21 protein-coding genes are annotated in these 18,770 nt (G+C 60.7%); 11 read left to right on the top strand and 10 right to left on the bottom strand.

Features of this window, described 5'->3' with window-relative positions:
* Nucleotides 1-4 precede the first annotated feature (4 nt).
* Together ACYZT7_RS12950 and ACYZT7_RS12945 are read right to left on the bottom strand one after the other, a co-directional pair.
* Nucleotides 5-763 carry an HvfC family RiPP maturation protein gene (locus ACYZT7_RS12950; protein WP_462041311.1) on the bottom strand — a complete coding sequence of 253 codons (759 nt, stop codon included), beginning with the start codon at nucleotides 761-763 and terminating at the stop codon, nucleotides 5-7.
* Nucleotides 756-1,595 (bottom strand): HvfB family MNIO-type RiPP peptide maturase, encoded by an 840-nt coding sequence (locus ACYZT7_RS12945; RefSeq protein WP_462041310.1) that lies wholly within the window; start codon nucleotides 1,593-1,595, stop codon nucleotides 756-758. Before ACYZT7_RS12945 ends, ACYZT7_RS12950 begins: the two co-directional genes overlap by 8 nt.
* A 337-nt stretch (nucleotides 1,596-1,932) precedes the next feature.
* Between ACYZT7_RS12945 and ACYZT7_RS12940 the strand changes: the two genes are divergently transcribed.
* Both ACYZT7_RS12940 and ACYZT7_RS12935 read left to right on the top strand, forming a co-directional pair.
* Entirely contained in the window at nucleotides 1,933-2,979 is a 1,047-nt protein-coding gene (locus tag ACYZT7_RS12940) for a class I SAM-dependent methyltransferase (protein WP_462041309.1), read from the top strand.
* Between the two features lie 88 nt (nucleotides 2,980-3,067).
* On the top strand, nucleotides 3,068-3,910 hold the full coding sequence (locus tag ACYZT7_RS12935; protein ID WP_462041308.1) for an NAD-dependent protein deacetylase: 843 nt from the start codon (nucleotides 3,068-3,070) through the stop codon (nucleotides 3,908-3,910).
* Nucleotides 3,911-3,932: 22 nt separating this feature from the next.
* Here the strand turns inward: ACYZT7_RS12935 and ACYZT7_RS12930 are convergent, their stop codons facing one another.
* A complete protein-coding gene (locus tag ACYZT7_RS12930; RefSeq protein ID WP_462041307.1) occupies nucleotides 3,933-4,829 on the bottom strand; it encodes a LysR substrate-binding domain-containing protein in 897 nt (298 codons plus the stop codon).
* 150 nt (nucleotides 4,830-4,979) lie between these two features.
* On the opposite strand from ACYZT7_RS12930, the gene ACYZT7_RS12925 reads away from it, so the two are divergent.
* The 3 genes from ACYZT7_RS12925 to ACYZT7_RS12915 are packed head-to-tail and all read left to right on the top strand — an operon-like array spanning nucleotide 4,980 to nucleotide 7,573.
* The gene (locus ACYZT7_RS12925) at nucleotides 4,980-5,678 is read left to right on the top strand and encodes a CoA transferase subunit A (protein ID WP_095131224.1); all 699 of its coding nucleotides are present in this window, start codon (nucleotides 4,980-4,982) and stop codon (nucleotides 5,676-5,678) included.
* A 36-nt stretch (nucleotides 5,679-5,714) separates the two neighbouring features.
* Nucleotides 5,715-6,380, top strand: a complete 666-nt coding sequence (locus tag ACYZT7_RS12920) for a CoA transferase subunit B (RefSeq protein WP_129443353.1) — start codon at nucleotides 5,715-5,717, stop codon at nucleotides 6,378-6,380.
* Nucleotides 6,381-6,391: 11 nt separating this feature from the next.
* Complete coding sequence (locus ACYZT7_RS12915) at nucleotides 6,392-7,573, top strand: acetyl-CoA C-acetyltransferase (RefSeq protein ID WP_111452097.1); 1,182 nt, start codon at nucleotides 6,392-6,394, stop codon at nucleotides 7,571-7,573.
* 100 nt (nucleotides 7,574-7,673) lie between these two features.
* On the opposite strand, the gene ACYZT7_RS12910 is transcribed toward ACYZT7_RS12915, so the two are convergent.
* Nucleotides 7,674-8,276 (bottom strand): NADPH-dependent F420 reductase, encoded by a 603-nt coding sequence (locus tag ACYZT7_RS12910; RefSeq protein ID WP_462041306.1) that lies wholly within the window; start codon nucleotides 8,274-8,276, stop codon nucleotides 7,674-7,676.
* 110 nt (nucleotides 8,277-8,386) lie between these two features.
* Between ACYZT7_RS12910 and ACYZT7_RS12905 the strand changes: the two genes are divergently transcribed.
* From ACYZT7_RS12905 to ACYZT7_RS12890, 4 genes are all read left to right on the top strand, one after another.
* The gene (locus ACYZT7_RS12905; protein ID WP_462041305.1) at nucleotides 8,387-9,283 is read left to right on the top strand and encodes a LysR family transcriptional regulator; all 897 of its coding nucleotides are present in this window, start codon (nucleotides 8,387-8,389) and stop codon (nucleotides 9,281-9,283) included.
* 96 nt (nucleotides 9,284-9,379) lie between these two features.
* The gene (locus tag ACYZT7_RS12900) at nucleotides 9,380-10,174 is read left to right on the top strand and encodes a hypothetical protein (RefSeq protein WP_462041304.1); all 795 of its coding nucleotides are present in this window, start codon (nucleotides 9,380-9,382) and stop codon (nucleotides 10,172-10,174) included.
* 58 nt (nucleotides 10,175-10,232) lie between these two features.
* The gene (gene yddG, locus ACYZT7_RS12895) at nucleotides 10,233-11,144 is read left to right on the top strand and encodes an aromatic amino acid exporter YddG (RefSeq protein ID WP_462041303.1); all 912 of its coding nucleotides are present in this window, start codon (nucleotides 10,233-10,235) and stop codon (nucleotides 11,142-11,144) included.
* Between the two features lie 165 nt (nucleotides 11,145-11,309).
* Nucleotides 11,310-11,897 carry a DcrB/PsbP domain-containing protein gene (locus tag ACYZT7_RS12890; RefSeq protein WP_462041302.1) on the top strand — a complete coding sequence of 196 codons (588 nt, stop codon included), beginning with the start codon at nucleotides 11,310-11,312 and terminating at the stop codon, nucleotides 11,895-11,897.
* Nucleotides 11,898-11,900: 3 nt separating this feature from the next.
* Here the strand turns inward: ACYZT7_RS12890 and ACYZT7_RS12885 are convergent, their stop codons facing one another.
* The 3 genes from ACYZT7_RS12885 to ACYZT7_RS12875 all read right to left on the bottom strand — a co-directional run bounded on the left by ACYZT7_RS12885 (nucleotide 11,901) and on the right by ACYZT7_RS12875 (nucleotide 14,800).
* Nucleotides 11,901-12,617, bottom strand: coding sequence for an alpha/beta hydrolase (locus ACYZT7_RS12885; RefSeq protein ID WP_462041301.1), 717 nt, complete (start codon nucleotides 12,615-12,617; stop codon nucleotides 11,901-11,903).
* A 192-nt stretch (nucleotides 12,618-12,809) separates the two neighbouring features.
* Nucleotides 12,810-13,922: a succinylglutamate desuccinylase/aspartoacylase family protein gene (locus tag ACYZT7_RS12880; RefSeq protein WP_462041300.1), complete on the bottom strand. Its 1,113-nt coding sequence runs from the start codon at nucleotides 13,920-13,922 to the stop codon at nucleotides 12,810-12,812.
* 98 nt (nucleotides 13,923-14,020) lie between these two features.
* Nucleotides 14,021-14,800 (bottom strand): ABC transporter substrate-binding protein, encoded by a 780-nt coding sequence (locus tag ACYZT7_RS12875; protein WP_462041299.1) that lies wholly within the window; start codon nucleotides 14,798-14,800, stop codon nucleotides 14,021-14,023.
* A 248-nt stretch (nucleotides 14,801-15,048) separates the two neighbouring features.
* Between ACYZT7_RS12875 and ACYZT7_RS12870 the strand changes: the two genes are divergently transcribed.
* On the top strand, nucleotides 15,049-15,690 hold the full coding sequence (locus tag ACYZT7_RS12870; protein WP_462041298.1) for a type 1 glutamine amidotransferase: 642 nt from the start codon (nucleotides 15,049-15,051) through the stop codon (nucleotides 15,688-15,690).
* Here the strand turns inward: ACYZT7_RS12870 and ACYZT7_RS12865 are convergent, their stop codons facing one another.
* Entirely contained in the window at nucleotides 15,691-16,125 is a 435-nt protein-coding gene (locus tag ACYZT7_RS12865) for a rhodanese-like domain-containing protein (RefSeq protein ID WP_462041297.1), read from the bottom strand.
* Between the two features lie 101 nt (nucleotides 16,126-16,226).
* Here ACYZT7_RS12865 and ftrA point away from each other — a divergent pair, with 101 nt between their 5' ends.
* Nucleotides 16,227-17,201 carry a transcriptional regulator FtrA gene (gene ftrA, locus ACYZT7_RS12860; RefSeq protein WP_462041296.1) on the top strand — a complete coding sequence of 325 codons (975 nt, stop codon included), beginning with the start codon at nucleotides 16,227-16,229 and terminating at the stop codon, nucleotides 17,199-17,201.
* 124 nt (nucleotides 17,202-17,325) lie between these two features.
* Here the strand turns inward: ftrA and cobF are convergent, their stop codons facing one another.
* Nucleotides 17,326-18,081: a precorrin-6A synthase (deacetylating) gene (cobF, locus tag ACYZT7_RS12855; RefSeq protein ID WP_462041295.1), complete on the bottom strand. Its 756-nt coding sequence runs from the start codon at nucleotides 18,079-18,081 to the stop codon at nucleotides 17,326-17,328.
* Complete coding sequence (locus ACYZT7_RS12850) at nucleotides 18,081-18,653, bottom strand: histidine phosphatase family protein (RefSeq protein WP_462041294.1); 573 nt, start codon at nucleotides 18,651-18,653, stop codon at nucleotides 18,081-18,083. Before ACYZT7_RS12850 ends, cobF begins: the two co-directional genes overlap by 1 nt.
* Nucleotides 18,654-18,770: the final 117 nt, after the last annotated feature.

Below are 18,770 nucleotides of genomic sequence, written 5' to 3'. Positions count from 1 at the left end.
ACGATCATGCTACCGAGCCCAAAACCCCTTCTTCATGCATCTGCCGCAACAACCCCGCCCCACCCTCCATAAACTCCGGCGACCCAGCCATCCCCGCCTCCGCCGCCAACCCTTCCAGCTGCGCACGCCCGTCCAGCTGAGGAAACTCTTCAATCCGCTGCAACAACCGCCACGCCAACGGACTTAACTCGGAGAACTTCACGCTCCAGTCCTCAGCTCGACGAACCAATAACAACGTCGGCTGAGCCGGCGCCATCTCCGGTCGATAATCCGGCGCCACCAACTGCACTGGCCAGCCATACGCCAACGGCCAGGCCAGCGGCGACACCTGCAACGGTCGGTCCAGCAACGACCCGGCGTCGCTCAGCGGCAACGGCTCGGCCTCGGACTGCTGCAACACCATCTCAACCCACTCGTAATGCGCCAGCTCCACCATGAACGGCGGCCACGGCCCATCGCTCAACGCTTGCGGTTCCGAGGCCAGGAACTCGACAAGTTCCTTGGCTATCTCGCCGAATTTCGGCGTCTGCGCACGGTAGTCCCGCAGGAATATCCGCACCAGCGAACGCCAGCCATCATCGCCCAGGATTTTCACCAACACCGGAAAGGTGCCGCTGAGCAGCGATGACAGGTTGGAGAACACGAGGTCGCGGTAAACCTGCGCCCGTGCCACGTCCATTTCAGCCGGTGGCGCACAATGATCGGGATCGCGCAGGTACAGGCCCAAGGTGTTTTGCTGCTCAAACAAACTCGGCTTATCCACGGTTTACCCCCTCGGTTTGCAGACGGCGAATGGTCTGCAACTCAGCCACCAGTTCGGAAAAGGCCGGAAAGTTGAAATCCCGTTCTAGCAGTGTCGGTTGCGCACCGAATCGAGCGTAAGCCTCAGCCAGCAACGACCAAACCACCGGCTTCACTGAAGCGCCGTGGGTGTCGACTTTCAATGTATCGGACTCATCGAAATGCCCGGCCACGTGCATGGCAACCACCCGGTCCGAATCGATGCCGGCCAGAAATGCCTGCGGATCGAAACCGTGATTGATCGAGTTGACGTAGACATTATTGACGTCCAGCAACAGGTCGCAATCGGCTTCGCGCAGCACCGCATTGGTGAAGGTCTGCTCGTCCATGTCCTGCTGTGGCGCGGCGTAGTAGGAGACGTTTTCCACCGCCAGACGCCGACCCAGAATGTCCTGGGACTGACGGATTCGCGCGGACACGTGGTGCACCGCTTCTTCGGTAAAGGGTAACGGCAGCAGGTCGTACAGGTGGCCGTCATCGCTGCAGTAGCTCAAGTGCTCGCTGTACAGCGGCACGTTGTATTGATCGAGGAAAACCCGGACTTCCTGCACAAATTCAACGTCCAGCGGCGCCGGGCCGCCCAATGACAGGGACAAGCCATGACAGGACAACGGATAACGCTCGGCCAGGGCACGCAACGCATGGCCATGAGCGCCCCCGATGCCGATCCAGTTTTCCGGGGCAACTTCCAAAAAATCAAAATCGCCGGTGCGGGCGGCTTGAAGGTCCTTCATTAAACCGCGACGCAAGCCGAGCCCGACGGTCGCTTTCGCGGAGAGGGTGGGAGTTTGCATGATGTCGATCTCAATGATTGTCAGAACGGAATCACAGTTAATCGAAGCGGTGTATCGAGTCTGTGTTCGGCAGTGTCCTGGTGTTGGGGGGAACTGTATCGGGACGGGGGTTGGATACAGTGGGATACACGCCACAATCCCCCTGTCGGTGGCAGACAGGGAAATGTGGTCCGCAGGACTTTCGTCGCTCCGAGCAGCGCTGTACGGACCCCGGACTAAACTTACTGCACGCAGGGCGCGCTTATCGTCCTGATCATTCCCACGACCACCGCCCAGAGGTGAACGCCTCGAAAAAACAAGGCTTCTGGACCGTGATCCTGCTGAAGGAGCACACGTAATGGACGAGGCCAGACTCAATGATTTCATGGGTAAACTGGTGAACGACATGGGCGGCGCGGCGATGCTCGCCAATGTCATCCTCGGCGAAGAACTCGGACTGTACCGGGCCATGGCCGACAGTCAGCCAATTACCCCTGAAGCCCTCGCTGACAAAACCGGCTGCAACACCCGCCTGCTGCGCGAATGGCTCAGTGCCCACGCCGCTTCCGGCTACATGGAACACACCGACGGTCAGTTCCGCCTGCCCGAAGAGCAAGCCCTGGCGCTGGCGATCGAAGATTCGCCGGTCTATATAGCGGGCGGCATCGGGGTGGTCGCATCGTTTTTCCATGACAAGGACAAACTGGTCAAGGCCATGCGCGGCGACGGTGCCCTCGCCTGGGGCGATCACCATCCGTGCATGTTCAGCGGCACGGAGCGGTTCTTCCGGCCAGGTTATAAAGCGCATCTGGTCGCCGAATGGCTACCGGCTCTCGAAGGCGTGGTCGCCAAACTGGAGGCTGGCGCCAAAGTGGCGGATATCGGCTGCGGCCACGGCGCATCCACCGTGATCATGGCCCAGTCGTTTCCGGATTCGCGGTTCGTCGGTTTCGACTACCACGCGCCCTCCGTCACCGTCGCCACCCAGCGCGCCGAAGAAGGTGGCGTGTCCGGACGTGCGCGATTCTTCCAGGGCACGGCAAAAAGCTTCCCCGGCGATGACTACGATCTGGTCTGCTACTTCGACTGCCTGCACGACATGGGCGACCCGGTAGGCGCGGCGCGGCACGCTTATGACGCACTGAAACCGGACGGGACGGTGTTGCTGGTGGAACCGTTCGCCAATGACTCGCTTGACGACAACATCACCCCCGTTGGTCGGTTGTTCTACGCCGCCTCGACCTTCATCTGCACACCGAACTCGCTGTCCCAGGAAGTCGGCCTCGGGCTCGGCGCCCAGGCTGGCGAGGCGCGACTGCGCAAAGTCTTCACCGAGGCGGGGTTCAAGACGTTCCGTCGGGCCACGGAAACACCGTTCAACCTGATTCTGGAGGCGCGTAAATAGGTGCCGGATCATCACCCGGACGGCCAACCTGTCCGGGTGACTGGCAGATGCTACCCTGCAAGCACTCATGGCCCCCGGAGTGCTGAACATGCCAGGCAGCCCCATCCACGAACAACTCGACCGCCTCCAGCGGCTAATGGCTGACCAGCCGTTTGTGGTCCTGACCGGTGCTGGCATCAGCACCCCGTCGGGCATTCCGGACTACCGTGACAACCAAGGCGTGCGGCGTGGGCGGCAACCGATGATGTATCAGGAGTTCCTCGCCGCCCCCGAATCCCGACGGCGCTATTGGGCGCGAGCGATGCTCGGTTGGCCACGGGTGCGCCAGGCTCAGCCGAACGTGGCCCACGAGGCCTTGGCCAGTTTGCAAAGTTCGCAGCAGATCAGCGGGCTGATCACTCAAAACGTCGACACCCTGCACGACCAGGCCGGCAGCCATGACGTCATCGAACTCCACGGCAGCCTGCACCGGGTCCTGTGCCTGGACTGCGGGAAGCGCAGCGAACGGGATTCGATCCAGCAACTGATGGAAGTGCAAAACCCGTATCTGGCCGGGGTGGACGCAGTGCAGGCACCGGATGGCGATACCCTGCTCGACGCGGCGTTTGAGGCGCGCTTTCAGGTGCCGCATTGTCCGCACTGCGCCGGGGAACGGATGAAGCCGGACGTGGTGTTTTTTGGCGAGAACGTGGCACAGGCGACGGCGGCCAAGGCAATGGCGGCGGTCGAAAAGGCGGCGGGATTGTTGGTGGTCGGGTCTTCATTGATGGCGTATTCGGCGTTTCGGTTGTGCCGGGTGGTGGCGGATCAGGGGAAGCCGTTGATTGCGATCAATTTGGGGAAGACTCGGGCGGATGACATCCTTGATTTGAAGATTGAGGGGCCGTGTGAACAACTTTTGCCCCTGCTGACACAACACCTGTCCCGATGATCGTTCCCACGCGTGGGAACGATCAGTGGAGGCGCTGGCCGAGGTTTTCTTCCTTGAGAATGTCGAACAACGCCTGAGCAGCCGCCGACAGTTCAACCCCAGGCTTCGTCAACACCCCAATCGCCCGCTCCACCACCGGGTCCCGCAACGTAATACACCGCGCGCCCAACTCGCGCATCTGCCCGGCGCACAACGCCGGCACTGCACTCACCCCCAACCCGCTGGCCACCATCCGCCCCACCGTCGCCAATTGATGACTCTCAAACTCCACCGGCAACTTCATCCCTCGAGCCTGCAAGTGTTCCTCCAGCATCACCCGCACCGTCGACGGACGCTGCAAGGTAATGAACGGCTCCTTGAGCAAGGTCTGCCAATCGATGTCTTCCAGTTCGGCGAAAGGAGAATCCTTCGGCACCACTGCAACAAACCGATCCATATACAGCGGCGTGAATTCCAGCGATGAACTCTGAGTCGGCTCAAACGCCACCCCCAGCTCAACCTGTCGATCACGCACCATTTCCAGCACCTGCTCGTTGATCACGTCGTTCACCGTGACATTGACCTTGGGATACCGCGCGCGGAAGGTTTTCAGGATCGGCGGCAGCAAGTTGCCGGCAAACGACGGCATTGCCGCCAGCGTCACGCGACCGCGCTGAAGCGTGAAACGCTGCCGCAGTTCATCCTCGGCATTGTCCCAATCAGCAATCAGCCGCCGAGCCAGTGGCACCAGCGACTCGCCTTCAGCCGTCAACGCCACATTGCGCGTATTGCGGGTGAACAGACGCCCGCCCAGCCCCTCCTCCAGCGCCTTGATGGTCAGGCTCAACGCCGATTGCGACAGGTGCAACCGCTCGCAGGCCACGGCAAAACTCAAACTCTGGGCCACGGCCAGGAACGCGCGGATCTGCTTGACTGTCATGACCGGTGTCTCCAACGTAGTACGAGGCAATTGATTGGTGAGTTTTATCTATCAATCAACCTTAAAAATCAACTTAACAAATGAATCCACTGCAGAGACACTCAACTCATTCGGCTAGCCAGCCGCCCACAAAGAATAAAAGAGGTGCATATGGCAGGTTTCGACAAGCGCGTGAGTTCCTATGAGGAAGCTCTGGCAGGTCTTGAAGACGGCATGACCGTGATCGCCGGCGGCTTCGGTCTGTGCGGGATCCCGGAAAACCTCATCGCCGAGATCAAGCGCAAAGGCACACGTGACCTCACCGTGGTTTCCAACAACTGCGGCGTCGACGGTTTCGGCCTCGGCGTGCTGCTGGAAGACCGGCAGATCCGCAAGGTGGTGGCCTCCTACGTCGGCGAGAACAAAATGTTCGAGGAGCAACTGCTCAGCGGCGCTATCGAAGTGGTCCTGACCCCCCAAGGCACCCTCGCCGAAAAAATGCGCGCTGGCGGCGCTGGCATCCCGGCGTTCTTCACCGCCACCGGCGTCGGCACTCCCGTTGCCGACGGCAAGGAAGTCCGCGAATTCCATGGCCGCCAGTACCTGATGGAAGAGTCCATCACCGGTGACTTCGCCATCGTCAAAGGCTGGAAAGCCGACCATTTCGGCAACGTCATCTACCGCCACACCGCCCAGAACTTCAATCCGCTGGCCGCCACCGCCGGCAAGATTACCGTGGTCGAAGTCGAAGAAATCGTCGAACCCGGCGAGCTGGACCCGTCGCAGATCCACACCCCTGGCATCTACGTCGACCGGGTCATTTGCGGCACGTTCGAGAAGCGCATCGAACAGCGCACCGTGCGTAAGTGATCCCCTGCCCCCGGACCGAATGAAGGAATAACAACAATGGCACTTTCCCGCGAACAAATGGCTCAACGCGTCGCCCGCGAAATGCAGGACGGCTTCTACGTGAACCTGGGCATCGGCATTCCGACCCTGGTCGCCAACTACATTCCTGAAGGCATGGAAGTCATGCTGCAGTCGGAAAACGGCCTGCTGGGCATGGGTCCCTTTCCTACTGAAGAAACCATCGATGCCGACATGATCAACGCCGGCAAACAAACCGTGACCGCGCGTATCGGCGCGTCGATCTTTTCCTCGGCCGAGTCCTTCGCGATGATCCGCGGTGGTCATGTCGACCTGACCGTGCTGGGCGCCTTTGAAGTAGACGTGCAAGGCAACATCGCCTCGTGGATGATTCCCGGCAAACTGGTCAAGGGCATGGGCGGTGCAATGGACCTGGTGGCCGGCGCAGACAACATCATCGTTATCATGACCCACGCCTCCAAGGACGGTGAGTCCAAGCTCCTGTCCAAATGCAGCCTGCCGCTGACCGGCGCCGGTTGCATCAAGCGTGTGCTGACCGACCTGGCTTACCTGGAAATCGAAAACGGCGCGTTCATTCTCAAGGAACGTGCACCGGGTGTCAGCGTCGAGGAGATTGTCGCCAAGACCGCCGGTAAACTGATCGTGCCGGATCACGTTCCGCAAATGCAGTTCGCTGCCCAGTGAGGAATCATTCCATGCAAGAAGTCGTCATTGTCGCCGCCACCCGCACCGCCATCGGCAGTTTCCAGGGTGCCCTGGCGAATGTTTCCGCCGTTGACCTCGGCGCTGCGGTGATCCGCCAGCTGCTGGCACAAACCGGCCTGGACGTTGCTGAAGTCGATGAAGTGATCATGGGCCAGGTGTTGACCGCCGGTGCCGGGCAAAACCCTGCGCGACAGTCGGCGATCAAGGCCGGCCTGCCGTTTACCGTGCCGGCCATGACCCTGAACAAGGTCTGCGGCTCGGGCCTGAAAGCGTTGCACTTGGCGACCCAGGCGATTCGCTGCGGCGACGCCGACGTGATCATTGCCGGCGGCCAGGAAAACATGAGCCTGTCCAACTACGTCATGCCCGGCGCCCGCACCGGTCTGCGCATGGGTCACGCACAAATCGTCGACACCATGATCAGCGACGGCCTGTGGGATGCGTTCAACGATTACCACATGGGCATCACCGCCGAGAACCTGGCGGAGAAGTACAGCCTGACCCGCGAGCAACAGGACGCCTTCGCCGCGGCCTCGCAGCAGAAAGCCACGGCCGCCATCGAAGCCGGGCGTTTTGCCGACGAGATCACGCCGATCCTGATTCCTCAGCGCAAGGGCGATCCGGTTGCTTTCCAGGTTGACGAACAGCCTCGAGCAGGTACCACCGCAGAAGCACTGGGCAAACTGAAACCGGCCTTCAAGAAGGACGGTTCGGTGACCGCCGGTAACGCCTCGTCCCTGAACGACGGTGCCGCCGCCGTGATCCTGATGAGCGCGGAAAAGGCCAAGGCCCTCGGCCTGCCCGTGCTGGCGAAAATCGCGGCTTATGCCAATGCGGGCGTAGACCCGGCGATCATGGGCATCGGCCCGGTCAGCGCGACTCGTCGTTGCCTGGACAAGGCCGGCTGGTCCATCGACCAACTGGACCTGATCGAAGCCAACGAAGCGTTCGCTGCGCAATCTCTGGCGGTGGCCAAGGACCTGGAATGGGACCTGAACAAGGTCAACGTCAATGGCGGTGCCATCGCGCTGGGTCACCCGATCGGTGCATCGGGTTGCCGAGTACTGGTGACGCTGCTGCATGAAATGATCAAGCGTGACGCCAAGAAAGGCCTCGCCACCCTGTGCATCGGTGGTGGTCAAGGCGTGGCACTGGCGATCGAACGGGCGTAAAGCGTTCAACGGACGGCGCGGGGACCCACGAATATCCGTTCGCCGTCTGGCAAAACACCCGGTGCGACTCACGTCGCACCGGGTTCTTTTTGTCTGGCTGTCAGGCAAATTTCACCAGATTCAGCACCGGCAGCGGACCACCTGGAAACTGCACCAGCCGCGCCCCGATGCTCAATCCCCCAAGATCAATCCCGAAGAAGCCCAGCTGTTCGATCAGCGCCGCCACTTGAGCTTTCGCATCGGCATCATCCCCCGAGAGAAACAGCACTCGCCGCCCTCCCTCCACCGCCGGATCGCTTTCCAGAAAACGCGCCTGTAGGTGATTGAACGCCTTCACCACCCGCGCACCGGGCACCCATTCGGCAAACACTTCGCTGGACGTCCGCCCCTGCAAATCCACCGCCTTGAACGACGGCGCCTCGATTGAGTTGTTGGCGTCGATGACAATCCGTCCGCCAAAATCCGCCAGACCGGCGAGCGCGGTCGGCAACTTCGACCAGTTGACCGCAACCAGCACGATAGCTTGTGCGGCGGCCTCCTCGCGGGTTCCGGCACGCGCCGTTGGCCCGAGTTCTGCCACCAGCGAGGCCAGGCTTTGCGGGCCACGGCTGTTGGCGATAACCACTTCAATGCCTTGCCGAGAGAGTGCCCTGGCAAAGGCTGCGCCGATTGCGCCGGCGCCGATGATTCCGATGGTGCTCATGGTTGTTCACTCCGAGGGTTGTCGTTGGAGTGATACTGCGCTTGCCATTAGCGCTTGATTAGAGGGTAATGCCTTGAATGATCTTCAAGTATGACTAGCAGGAGCCTGCCATGGAAACCCTCGCCAACCTCGAATCCTTCGTACGCAGCGCCGAAACCGGGAGTTTTTCCGCCGCCGCACGGGTGCTCGCGCTGACCCCTGCCGCTGTTAGCCGCAACGTGGCGATGCTCGAACGCAACATCGGCGTGCGGCTGTTCCAGCGCTCGACCCGCAAGCTGTCCCTGACCGAAGCAGGGGAAAGCTTTTTGACGAGTATCGGCGGCAATCTGCAAGCATTACAGACAGCAATCAGCTCGGTGAGCAGTGACCGAGGCGAGCCGGCGGGAGTGCTCAAAGTCAGCCTCGCACCGACCTTTGGCATCGGTCATATCTTGCCGCTGCTGCCGGCGTTCCTGGCACGCTACCCGCTGATTCGCCCGGAATGGCACTTCGAAAACCGTCCCGTGGATTTGATTGCCGAAGGGTATGATGCGGCCATTGGCGGCGGTTTCGAGTTGACTCCCGGGGTGGTGTCACGGACGTTGGCGGCGGCGCATGTCGTGGCAGTCGCCTCACCGGCGTACCTCGCGCAACGCAGCCTGCCCGACAGTCCGACGGACCTGTCCGGACACACCGGCATTGTGATGCGCGGCACCCGCACCGGGCGGATTCGCCAATGGCTGATGCACGATGGCACGGGCAATGAAGCACCGGCCAATTTGGACGAAAACATTGTGCTCAATGACCCGGCCGCCATGCGCGAAGCGGCGATACTCGGCTTGGGCGTGACACTGCTGGTACTGCCGGATGTGCTGGCGAATATCCAGCGTGGCGAACTGGTGCGCCTGCTGCCCGATTGGCACGCCGACGCGGGACCGATTTCGCTGTATTACCCGAGCCGGACGTTGATGCCGGCCAAGACCCGGGTGTTCATCGACTTTGTGGTCGAGGCGTTTAAGCACAATTGAAGTCCTGATATTTGTATACAAAATCACGACATCTATAGAGCAATCACCCACCCGCAATGCTAACGTTGCCGCCTCACTCAGGTCGGAGGTGCGTGCGTGCTGATGCTCAAACTGCTGGTCATCCCAGGATTTCTCTTGTTGATTTCCCTGGCCGGTAAACGCTGGGGACCGAGTGTCGCCGGTTGGCTGTCGGGGTTGCCGGTGGTGGTCGGGCCGATTCTGTTCTTTCTCGCCATCGAACAGGGCCAGGTGTTCGCCGCTCAATCGGCGACGGCAGCACTGTCGGCGATGTTCGCGATGATTGCCTTTTGCGTGACCTACGCTCAGGTTGCACAACGCGCGAGTTGGCCGTGGGCGCTGGTGATTTCGCTGTCGGTCTGGGCCACGGCGGCCGTTGTGCTGTCGTTGATTCCACCGTCCCTGATGTTCTCGGTGATCGCCGCCGCGACTGCCCTGCTGGCGGCGCCGTATCTGTTTCCCTCGGTACAGCCAATCGTTTCAGGTCCGGTGCCGAAGTCCGACAAACTGCTGTTGCGCATGATTGCCGGCGCCCTTCTCACCCTCGCGGTCACGTTGTTGGCCAGCACCGTCGGCGAACGCTGGAGCGGCCTGCTTGCCGTGTTCCCGGTGCTGGGCAGCGTGATGGCGGTGTTCTCCCAGCAAACCCGCGGTCCGGCGTTTACCGCTGCTTTGCTGCGGGCGACGGCGACCGGAATGTATTCGTTCGCGGCATTTTGCCTGGTGTTGGCGTTGGCCTTGCCAGGCATGGGTCTGAGCGCGTTCGCCCTGGGCGTCGCGGTGTCAGTGGGGATGCTCGGGGTGACCAAGCGCTTGTTGGCCAAGCCGGCGGGCCCGGTACCGGACGCTGGACGTACGGCGATCAAACGCTAAGCTGCTTGATGTCATCGGGCCAGGATGGTCGCCCGTTCATCGCGCTGAAGGAACAGACATGACTCCGCTTCGAAACAGCCACAGCGCTACGGCCGTCGGCGTGATTGCGATAGTGCTCTGGTCCTCCCTGGCCTTGCTGACCACCCTCACCGAAGGCATTCCACCGTTTGAGTTGCTGACGCTGGGTTTCGGCGCTGCGTTCGCGGCGAGCCTGGTGATTCTGGGCCGACGCGGGATCGCCGGGTTCACCAGTTGGCGCCAGCCTTGGGCTGTATGGGCGACCGGGGTCGTCGGAATTTTCGTTTATCACGCGCTGTACTTTTTCGCACTCAAAGCCGCCCCGGCGGCCGAAGCCAGCCTGATCAACTACCTTTGGCCGCTGTTGCTGGTGTTGCTGTCGGCGTTCTCGGCCGGAGAAAAGCTGCACAAGCGGCAATTGCTCGGCGCACTGCTGGGCTTGGCCGGCACGGCGTTCATCATGCAGCAGCGTGCCCCGAATGCTGGCGCCGCGATGCCCATCGCCGGTTATCTCGCGGCGTTCGGTTGTGCGCTGATCTGGTCGGTTTACTCGGTGATCAACCGCCGGTTCAGCGAAGTACCGAGCAGCATCATTGGTGGAATTTGCGGCCTGGTCGCCGTGGCCGGACTGGTCTGTCACCTGGCGTTTGAAACCACGGTACGGCCCGACTTCAGCCAATGGACCGCGATTGTCGTCCTCGGTCTGGGGCCGGTCGGCCTGGCGTTTTTTGCCTGGGACCACGCCACCAAACACGGCAGTCTGGCGACGCTGGGGGCGCTTTCCTACTTGGCGCCGCTGATTTCCACGTTGTTGCTGATCACCGTCGGGCGCAGCCATGCCAGCCCGATTCTGATCGTCCCTGCGCTGCTGATTATTGCCGGTGCAGCCATCGCCACCTCGCGATCAACCGCCAAAGTGCCGATAACACGTTCGATAGTTTCGAATGAGTAAAGCAAAAAGCTCAATCTAACGGGTTTCACCCACCATCAGCCTCAGTTCAACACTCCGTGGCGAGCCCCCTCGCCACAGAAGCTCTTTCGATACAACGCGCTGGAATGCGTCACAACCTCCATGGGATGATCGCCCTCAAAGCGCGACCATCCCCTGGAGTTTCCAATGTCATTGTTTAGTAAAAAAGCCGTTGTCCTGTTGTTGACGGCGGTTGCCAGTCTGGGAGCGCTGAATGCGCAGGCCGCCAAGGCCACCGCCAGCGATACCGCGCCAGCACAGAAAGTCTCGATGCTCGGCGGCAAGTTCAAGTTCACCCTGCCCAAGGGCTTCGTCGCCAACCCGTTGCCCGCCGGCGACGCGGCCACCGGTACCGCCGGGGCAACGGGCACCATGTACACCAATCAGGCCACCAAAACCGTAGTGATCGCGGCTGAAAACACCATCCCCGGCGGCCTCAACGTCAAAGACAACGACGGTCAGTTCCTCGACTCGGCGGCGTCCGACTTCGCCACCGAACAAGCCCAGGCGCTGCCGGACTTCACCAAGCTCAGCGAAAAAAGCCTGACCCAGAAAGGCACCGGCCTGGGACTACGGCAGATCGACAGCTCCGCCACCCAGGGCGGCGGAAAAACCCTCGACACCACGCTGATGGCGGCGTCCAACACGCGCATGGCGATCGTTCAGGTGATTTCCCGCCTCAGTGACAATGCTGGCCACGAGACGCTGGTCAAACAGATCGTCACTGGCAAGTAACAATCAGGGATTGAGACGCTGCAACCACTTGCTCAAGTCCTGCATCTCGGCAGCACTGATGCTGTGACCGACGCCAGGGTAGGCATGAAATTCAGGCTTGAGCGCCAGGCTCTGCAACAGGCTGTTGGCGTCCGTGCCGTCATTGTAGGGAAGGCGTTTGTCTGCAGTGCCATGACCGATGAAAATCGCCAGCTTCTGGCGGTTTTCATCCGGCTTCAGCTCGGACCTGAGCACCGGCAAAATCCGCCCGCTCAACGCCGCGATCCCGCCCACCGCCTCGGGATGACGCAGCGCCACCTCGTAGGACATCATCGCGCCCTGGCTGAAACCCACCAGGAACACCTTGTTCGGTTCGGTGTGATATTTCTTCGCAGCCTGTACGACAAAATCCAGCAATACGGCGCCGCTGGTCTTCAGATCATCCGTCTCACCGTCGTAAGCGCCATCACCTTTCTGGCGGAACCACTGATAACGGCCCTCCTCTATCACCTTCGGTGCGCGTACCGACAGATAGTTGTATGACTCGGGCAGTTCATCCTTGATGTCGAACAGGTCCTGTTCGTTACTGCCGTAACCGTGGAGGAAAATCACCAGGGGCTGATTACGCGATTCGGGGTTGACCTGCTCCAGGTACTTGAGCGGCAGATCGGTTTGCAGCGGGGTTTGAGCGTGGACGGCGGCGGACGCCAGGAGTGTCAGCAGAGCGAGAAACTTCAACATAAACCTTCCTTCACAAGTGCAGGATTCGGGGCAGAGCCTAACACTGTGAAGCTTGCCGGGGGATTATGGGTGTTGCTGATGCCGCCATCGCGAGCAAGCTCGCTCCCACACTAGATCTCCAGTGTTCACACGATCCCTGTGGGAGCGAGCTTGCTCGCGATAGCGGCCTCAAAAGCGGTGAAGATTGAGCGGTTAATCATTGATAAGTTTTCCGACCCGAATCGGCTCGCGCCCCGCGACCTTCGCCTGCCAGGTGCCCGGCTGGGTATAGCGCCCGCGATCGATGGCAAACAACACGCCACTGGTCCCGGCGCAAACAGTCGTGACCCGATCATTCAGCGGGTCGACCACTTCAAACAGCGCATCCCCCTTCTCCACCCACTCACCCGAATCGCGCAGAAAACTGACGACCCCGTGATGCGGCGCGAACAGATATTGGGTGCCTTCGAACGGCATGCCTTCACAGCATTCGCTCGGTGCCGCTGGCCAAGTGCCTTTGATGAAACCCTGCTCGGCGAGGAAGCCGAGAATCGCCTCGCAATTGGCTTGTGCCTGATCGACTCGCGTATCACCCATGCTGCCCAGCTCCAGCGTCGTCGCCAGATTGGCCGGCGGGATCGCGGCCTCAGGGAAAGCCCTGGCCAGACGCAACCACGGCGTTGAACACGACTCATCGAATGAGCTGCCGCCGGAGTCTTCACAGAGCAACGCCACCCCAGCCTTCAAACGTGCGGCCAGGGATTGCCACTGCGGCCAGTGTTGCGGCAAGGCATAAAGATGAATCGCCGCGTCGAAATCACAATGCAGATCGAGGGTGATGTCGGCATCGCAGGCGTGGCGCAGCAACAAGCGGTGCATGGCTTCAAGTTGCGAGGCCGGTGTCGGTAAGCCGTCGAGTACCAGGCCCATGGTCTGGCGAATCAGCAGAATGTTGGCAGCAGCATCACTGCCCAACCGATCGCCGATCAACTCGGCAACCGGTGTGCTGAGTTCAACGAAGGAGCGGTTGAAATTCTTGCCACTGCCCAGCTCGAAGCGGCCCATGTGGCTGCCTTGCAGGTGCTGATCGAGACCAATGGGATTGGCCACCGGGACCAGTTCAATCACGCCCTGCAACTGGCCTTGGGTGTCGAGTTCGGTCAGACGCTTCTTCAGCTCCCACGCCGTGCGCATGCCTGGCAGTTCATCAGCGTGCAGGCTGGCCTGAATATAGACCTTGCGAGTGCCCGCGCCATACCGAAACACGCTGAGGGTGCGTTCGGTGCCCAGGTGACTCCAGGGCAGTGGATGGTCGATGCGTTGCATGGCGTGCTCCTGTATTCGTGTTCTGCGCAGAATAAATCATGAAGGCATAAAAAAAATGGCAACCGCGTCAACGGTTGCCACTTTTTTGAACGGCGTGATTACTGGCCGTAAACGTCAAAGTCGAAGTACTTGTCTTGCACTTGCTTGTACTTGCCGTTGGCGCGGATTTCGGTGATGGCGGTGTTGAATTGGTCCGCCAGCTCTTTATCACCCTTGCGCACAGCAATACCGGCGCCGCCGCCGAAGTACTTGGCGTCTTCGTAGGTCGGGCCCGCGAAAGCGAAGCCTTTACCGGCGTCGGTTTTCAGGAAACCGTCATCCAGGTTGACCGAGTCGGCCAGCATCGCATCGAGACGACCGGCGACCATGTCCAGGTTGGCTTCCTGCTGGGAACCGTAACGAACCAGATTGATACCGGCCGGCACCAGCACTTCAGTGGCGAAGCGGTCGTGGGTACTGGCGCGCAGCACACCGACTTTCTTGCCTTTGAGCTCAGTCAACGGGTCTTTGACGTCGGTGCCGGCCTTCATCACGAAGCGCGCCGGGGTGTGGTAGTACTTGATGGTGAAATCGACGTTCTTTTTGCGATCGTCAGTGATGGTCATGGACGACAGGATCGCGTCGATTTTCTTGACCTTCAGGGCCGGAATCAGGCCGTCGAACTCTTGCTCGACCCAGGTGCACTTCACTTTCATCTGCTCGCACAGCGCGTCGCCGATGTCCACGTCGAAACCGGTGAGTTTGCCGTCAGGGCTTTTCATCGAGAATGGCGGGTAACCGGCTTCGATACCGAGGCGGATCGGCTTGGCGTCTTCGGCCACAGTCGTCAGGGACAACATCGACAGTGCCAGGGCACCGAACATCACTAGCTTCTTCATTTATAACTCCTGTATGCGAAGGCTTTTATTGGCAGCTTTCGGTAGGCTGCGTCCAGTTGGAGAGCACCGAAGTGGCCGGCAGTCTAGAGCGGCTTCAGGAGCGCAAATTGTGTTTAAGCGACAAATACTTATAGAAAAGTGGCCGGCGAATTCAAGCCCCTTGAAGCGTGCGCCAAGCCGGTGCAAAGGCTGTAGGACAAGCCATTTTTTCAGACAAAACCTACAAGCAAAACTACAAGTGAGCCCTGATGCCAACGTTGAATCTGATCCAGCACCACCCCGCCGAAGGTCCGGGCGCCATTGCCGACTGGGCCAAGTCCCGAGGACTGACGCTGAACGTCTTTCGCGCCGACCTCGGCCAATTGCCGCCAGTCAGTGTGGCACCCGTGATCCTGTTAGGCGGGCCTTATGAATCCAACGGCGGGCCGGCCTGGCTGGAAGCCGAACGTCAGTGGTTAGCGGGCAGTCTGGATCAAGGCGCGGCAGTGTTCGCGATTTGTCTGGGGGCGCAGCTGCTGGCGTTGAGCCTGGGCGGGAATGTGCGGCGGATGGATTGCACGGAAACCGGATGGACGCCCGTGACCTTTGTCGATGGCCAGACGTTGCAGGTGCTGGAATGGCACGAAGACGCCATCGACCTGCCGCCCAACGCGCAGTTGCTGGCCAGCAGTGATCACTGCGCGCAGCAGATGTATTGCGTCGGGCCGACGCGGGTGGGTTTGCAGTTTCATCCGGAGTGGAATGCTGAATCAGTGGCGACGCTCAATACGCATTTTGCCGACGAGTCACCGCTGCCCCGGGGGCAACAGGACAGCGCAGCCTACGCAACCGTGTTCGAGTGGTTGCAGGCGACGCTGGATGGGTGGTGGATGGCGCAGGCTACAGCCTGATCAGCACTCGCAGCCGATCACAGCATTCACCGACCGTTGCACCGCAGTGCTCAACTCAAACCCTTCATCCAGCCACCCGGTCACCCCGCCGATCATTTCCTTGACCGGGTAACCCAGCGCGGCCAGTTTCACTGCGGCCTTGTTGGCGCCGTTGCAGTGGGGCCCGGCGCAATACACCACGAACAAGCTGGTTTTCGGGTAAGCCGCCAGACCTTCAGCGGTCAGCAGTCGCCCCGGTATATTGATCGCTCCCGGCACATGGCCACGTTCAAAGGCGAGCGGACCGCGCACGTCCACCAAGACAAAATCCACCTCGCCGGCCTGTTGACTGCCATGGACGTCGGAACAATCGGTTTCGAACGTCAGACGGTTGCTGAAATGCATCAAGGCGATGGCCGATGGGGCGGCGGGAATCTCGCGGACCAGGCTGGTCATGGGCTGTACTCCAAAGTCTCGGTGGGTGTGAGAAGACTTTATCCGCCCGACGCTTGCGGCTACAGTGGCGCACAAGACACTCACCGGGAACTTTCCGCCAAATGCAGCCCACCCCTGGATTGGTCGCTATTCTGGCCTACGACGGCCTCTGTACGTTCGAATTCGGCATCGCCGTGGAGATCTTCGGCCTGGCACGTCCGGAGTTCGACTTCCCTTGGTACGAGCATCGGATCGCCGCTGTCGATCAAGGCCCGATGCGCGCCATGGGCGGCATTCAGGTGCTGGCCGATGGCGGCATGGAACTGCTCGAGGACGCCCGGACCATCATCATTCCCGGCTGGCGTGATCGCAGCGCCCCGGTGCCTGACGCATTGATCGCGGCCCTGGGCCAAGCCCATGCACGGGGCGCGCGGCTGCTGTCGATCTGCTCGGGCGTGTTCGTGCTGGCGGCCACCGGTTTGCTCGACGGTCGCGGCGCCACGACGCACTGGCGTTACACCGCTGAGTTGGCAGAGCGTTTTCCGAACATTCTGGTGGACGCGGACGTTCTTTACGTCGATTCAGGTCAGCTGATCACCTCGGCCGGCAGCGCTGCCGGTATCGATGCCTGCCTGCACTTGGTAGCGCGGGATTTCGGTACGCAAGTGGCCAACTCGGTGGCGCGGCGGCTGGTGATGTCGCCGCAACGCACCGGCGGCCAGGCGCAGTTCATTCCGACACCGGTCAGTCCTACGCCACGTAGCGATTTGTCGCGCGTCATGCAGTGGGCACGCGAGCGTTTGCACGAACCGCTGGAGGTTCGCGAGCTGGCGAGTGAAGCGGCCATGAGTGAACGGACGTTTCTGCGTCGGTTTACCGAAGCCACTGGCATGCCGCCTAAAGCCTGGTTGCAGCATGAGCGCCTGGGCCGGGCCCGCGAGCTGCTAGAGAGCACGAATCAGAACACCGACCAGATTGCCCAACGCTGTGGGTATCGCTCGGTGGAGAGTTTTCGGGTGGCGTTTCGTGGGGTGGTCGGCGTGCCGCCGTCGGTGTATCGGGAGCGGTTTGGACGTGGGGTTAAAGCAATAATTTGAGGTGTGTTTGAGGGCCTCATCGCGAGCAAGCTCGCTCCCACAGTTGACCGAGTTGTCTGGACGGATGCGGTCTAATGTGGGAGCGAGCTTGCTCGCGATGAGGGCAGCCCAGACACCAATTTTCTCAAGGCTTACGCAGTAAATAGGTATCCATAATCCACCCATTGGCTAACCGAGCCGCCTTGCGCACCCGTTCGATCTCATCCGCCACCTCCTTGAGCTTGCCGCTGATCAAAATCTCATCCGGCGTCCCGAGGTAGGCCCCCCAGTAAATCTCTGTCTCCTGATCCGCCACCCGATGGTAGGAATCCTCCGCATCCAGCATCACCACCAGGCTGTCGGCATCGCTCACCTGCCCCGCCGCCAGGCGCCGACCAGTGGTGATTTCAATCGAGCGGCCAATGCGGTTCAGTGGCACCTTATGCTGCGCCGCCAGCGCCTGGACACTGGTGATGCCGGGAATCACTTCGAACTCGAAGACGCACCGACCGGAGACCAGAATCGCCTGCAAGATCCGGACAGTGCTGTCGTACAGCGCCGGATCGCCCCACACTAGAAAACCGGCGCACTGGTCGTCATTCATTTCCTCGTTGATCAGCCGTTCGAAGGTCTGCTGCTTGGCCAGGTTCAAGTCTTCCACGCTGGCCTTGTAGTCCACATCACCACGCTCGCGCTCCGGGCTGTGGGCTTCGACAAAGCGGTAGTCGCGATCGGTGATGTAGCGCTCGCAGATCTCGCGGCGCAGGTCGATCAGTTTGTCTTTGCTCTGGCCCTTGTCCATGAGGAAAAACACGTCGACGAGGTTCAGCGCTTTCACGGCTTGCATCGTGATGTAGTCGGGGTTGCCGGCACCGATGCCGATGACCAGAAGTTTTTTCATCAACGTGTTCCCTCGGGGTCAGTGCCCAGCAAGCGCAGGCGCCAGCGGCCGTTGAACCGCAACTCGATGGCCGACAGCGGTTCAACGTCGATCAGGTTAAACGCTGCGCCTTGCAGCACCTGCGTCAGCGCGGCGCGAATGACAAACGGATGGGTGATGGCAACGATATGCCCCGGTGTTGCCTCCAGCGCTTTCAGCCAAGCGGCCACCCGCTCACCGAGTTGCGCCACCGACTCGCCACCGTGGGGTGCCGAATTCGGGTCATCGAACCAGATCTGCAGCGTTTCGGCTGCGGATTTTTGCAGATCGTCGATCCGCGCGCCTTTCCAGTTCCCGAAATCGCAATCCCTCAGTGCGCAGACAACCTCCACGTCGCTGCCGAACAGCTCGGCGGTTTGTCGAGTTCTCAGTTCAGGTCCACACACCAGTCGCGGCGTCCCTTTGAACTGAGCACTACGAGATCCCCTTGCCGATTGCCAATCCATTTCCAACGGCTCATTCGTAGGAAAACGCGCCAATTTCTGTGCGACAGTTCGAGCGTGGCACATCAGGGTCAAACAGGTTGCCTGCACGAAGGATCACTCGGTCGATGGGAATGGAAAGCGGCGCCACGCCGCGACAATTGCCCAATTGTGCCGCAAGAAGCGCGATCCAGGGCGTTTCGTTTGATCCAGTCATACAAGATCGAA

The organism is Pseudomonas sp. RT4P38 (assembly GCF_054897765.1).
Note: the sequence above shows the minus strand (reverse complement) of the source record. Positions and strands in the feature narration are given on the sequence as shown.

Excerpts from the sequence above, each read along its gene's own strand:
- ACYZT7_RS12880 (WP_462041300.1), bottom strand. The coding sequence starts at position 13,922 with ATGCAACGCATCGACCATCCACTGCCCTGGAGTCACCTGGGCACCGAA.
- ACYZT7_RS12910 (WP_462041306.1), bottom strand. The coding sequence starts at position 8,276 with ATGAGCACCATCGGAATCATCGGCGCCGGCGCAATCGGCGCAGCCTTT.
- ftrA (WP_462041296.1), top strand. The coding sequence starts at position 16,227 with ATGCAGCCCACCCCTGGATTGGTCGCTATTCTGGCCTACGACGGCCTC.
- ACYZT7_RS12925 (WP_095131224.1), top strand. The coding sequence starts at position 4,980 with ATGGCAGGTTTCGACAAGCGCGTGAGTTCCTATGAGGAAGCTCTGGCA.
- ACYZT7_RS12870 (WP_462041298.1), top strand. The coding sequence starts at position 15,049 with ATGCCAACGTTGAATCTGATCCAGCACCACCCCGCCGAAGGTCCGGGC.
- ACYZT7_RS12935 (WP_462041308.1), top strand. The coding sequence starts at position 3,068 with ATGCCAGGCAGCCCCATCCACGAACAACTCGACCGCCTCCAGCGGCTA.
- ACYZT7_RS12920 (WP_129443353.1), top strand. The coding sequence starts at position 5,715 with ATGGCACTTTCCCGCGAACAAATGGCTCAACGCGTCGCCCGCGAAATG.
- ACYZT7_RS12930 (WP_462041307.1), bottom strand. The coding sequence starts at position 4,829 with ATGACAGTCAAGCAGATCCGCGCGTTCCTGGCCGTGGCCCAGAGTTTG.
- yddG (WP_462041303.1), top strand. The coding sequence starts at position 10,233 with ATGACTCCGCTTCGAAACAGCCACAGCGCTACGGCCGTCGGCGTGATT.
- ACYZT7_RS12945 (WP_462041310.1), bottom strand. The coding sequence starts at position 1,595 with ATGCAAACTCCCACCCTCTCCGCGAAAGCGACCGTCGGGCTCGGCTTG.
- ACYZT7_RS12915 (WP_111452097.1), top strand. The coding sequence starts at position 6,392 with ATGCAAGAAGTCGTCATTGTCGCCGCCACCCGCACCGCCATCGGCAGT.
- ACYZT7_RS12890 (WP_462041302.1), top strand. The coding sequence starts at position 11,310 with ATGTCATTGTTTAGTAAAAAAGCCGTTGTCCTGTTGTTGACGGCGGTT.
- ACYZT7_RS12905 (WP_462041305.1), top strand. The coding sequence starts at position 8,387 with ATGGAAACCCTCGCCAACCTCGAATCCTTCGTACGCAGCGCCGAAACC.
- ACYZT7_RS12940 (WP_462041309.1), top strand. The coding sequence starts at position 1,933 with ATGGACGAGGCCAGACTCAATGATTTCATGGGTAAACTGGTGAACGAC.
- ACYZT7_RS12865 (WP_462041297.1), bottom strand. The coding sequence starts at position 16,125 with ATGACCAGCCTGGTCCGCGAGATTCCCGCCGCCCCATCGGCCATCGCC.
- cobF (WP_462041295.1), bottom strand. The coding sequence starts at position 18,081 with ATGAAAAAACTTCTGGTCATCGGCATCGGTGCCGGCAACCCCGACTAC.
- ACYZT7_RS12875 (WP_462041299.1), bottom strand. The coding sequence starts at position 14,800 with ATGAAGAAGCTAGTGATGTTCGGTGCCCTGGCACTGTCGATGTTGTCC.
- ACYZT7_RS12885 (WP_462041301.1), bottom strand. The coding sequence starts at position 12,617 with ATGTTGAAGTTTCTCGCTCTGCTGACACTCCTGGCGTCCGCCGCCGTC.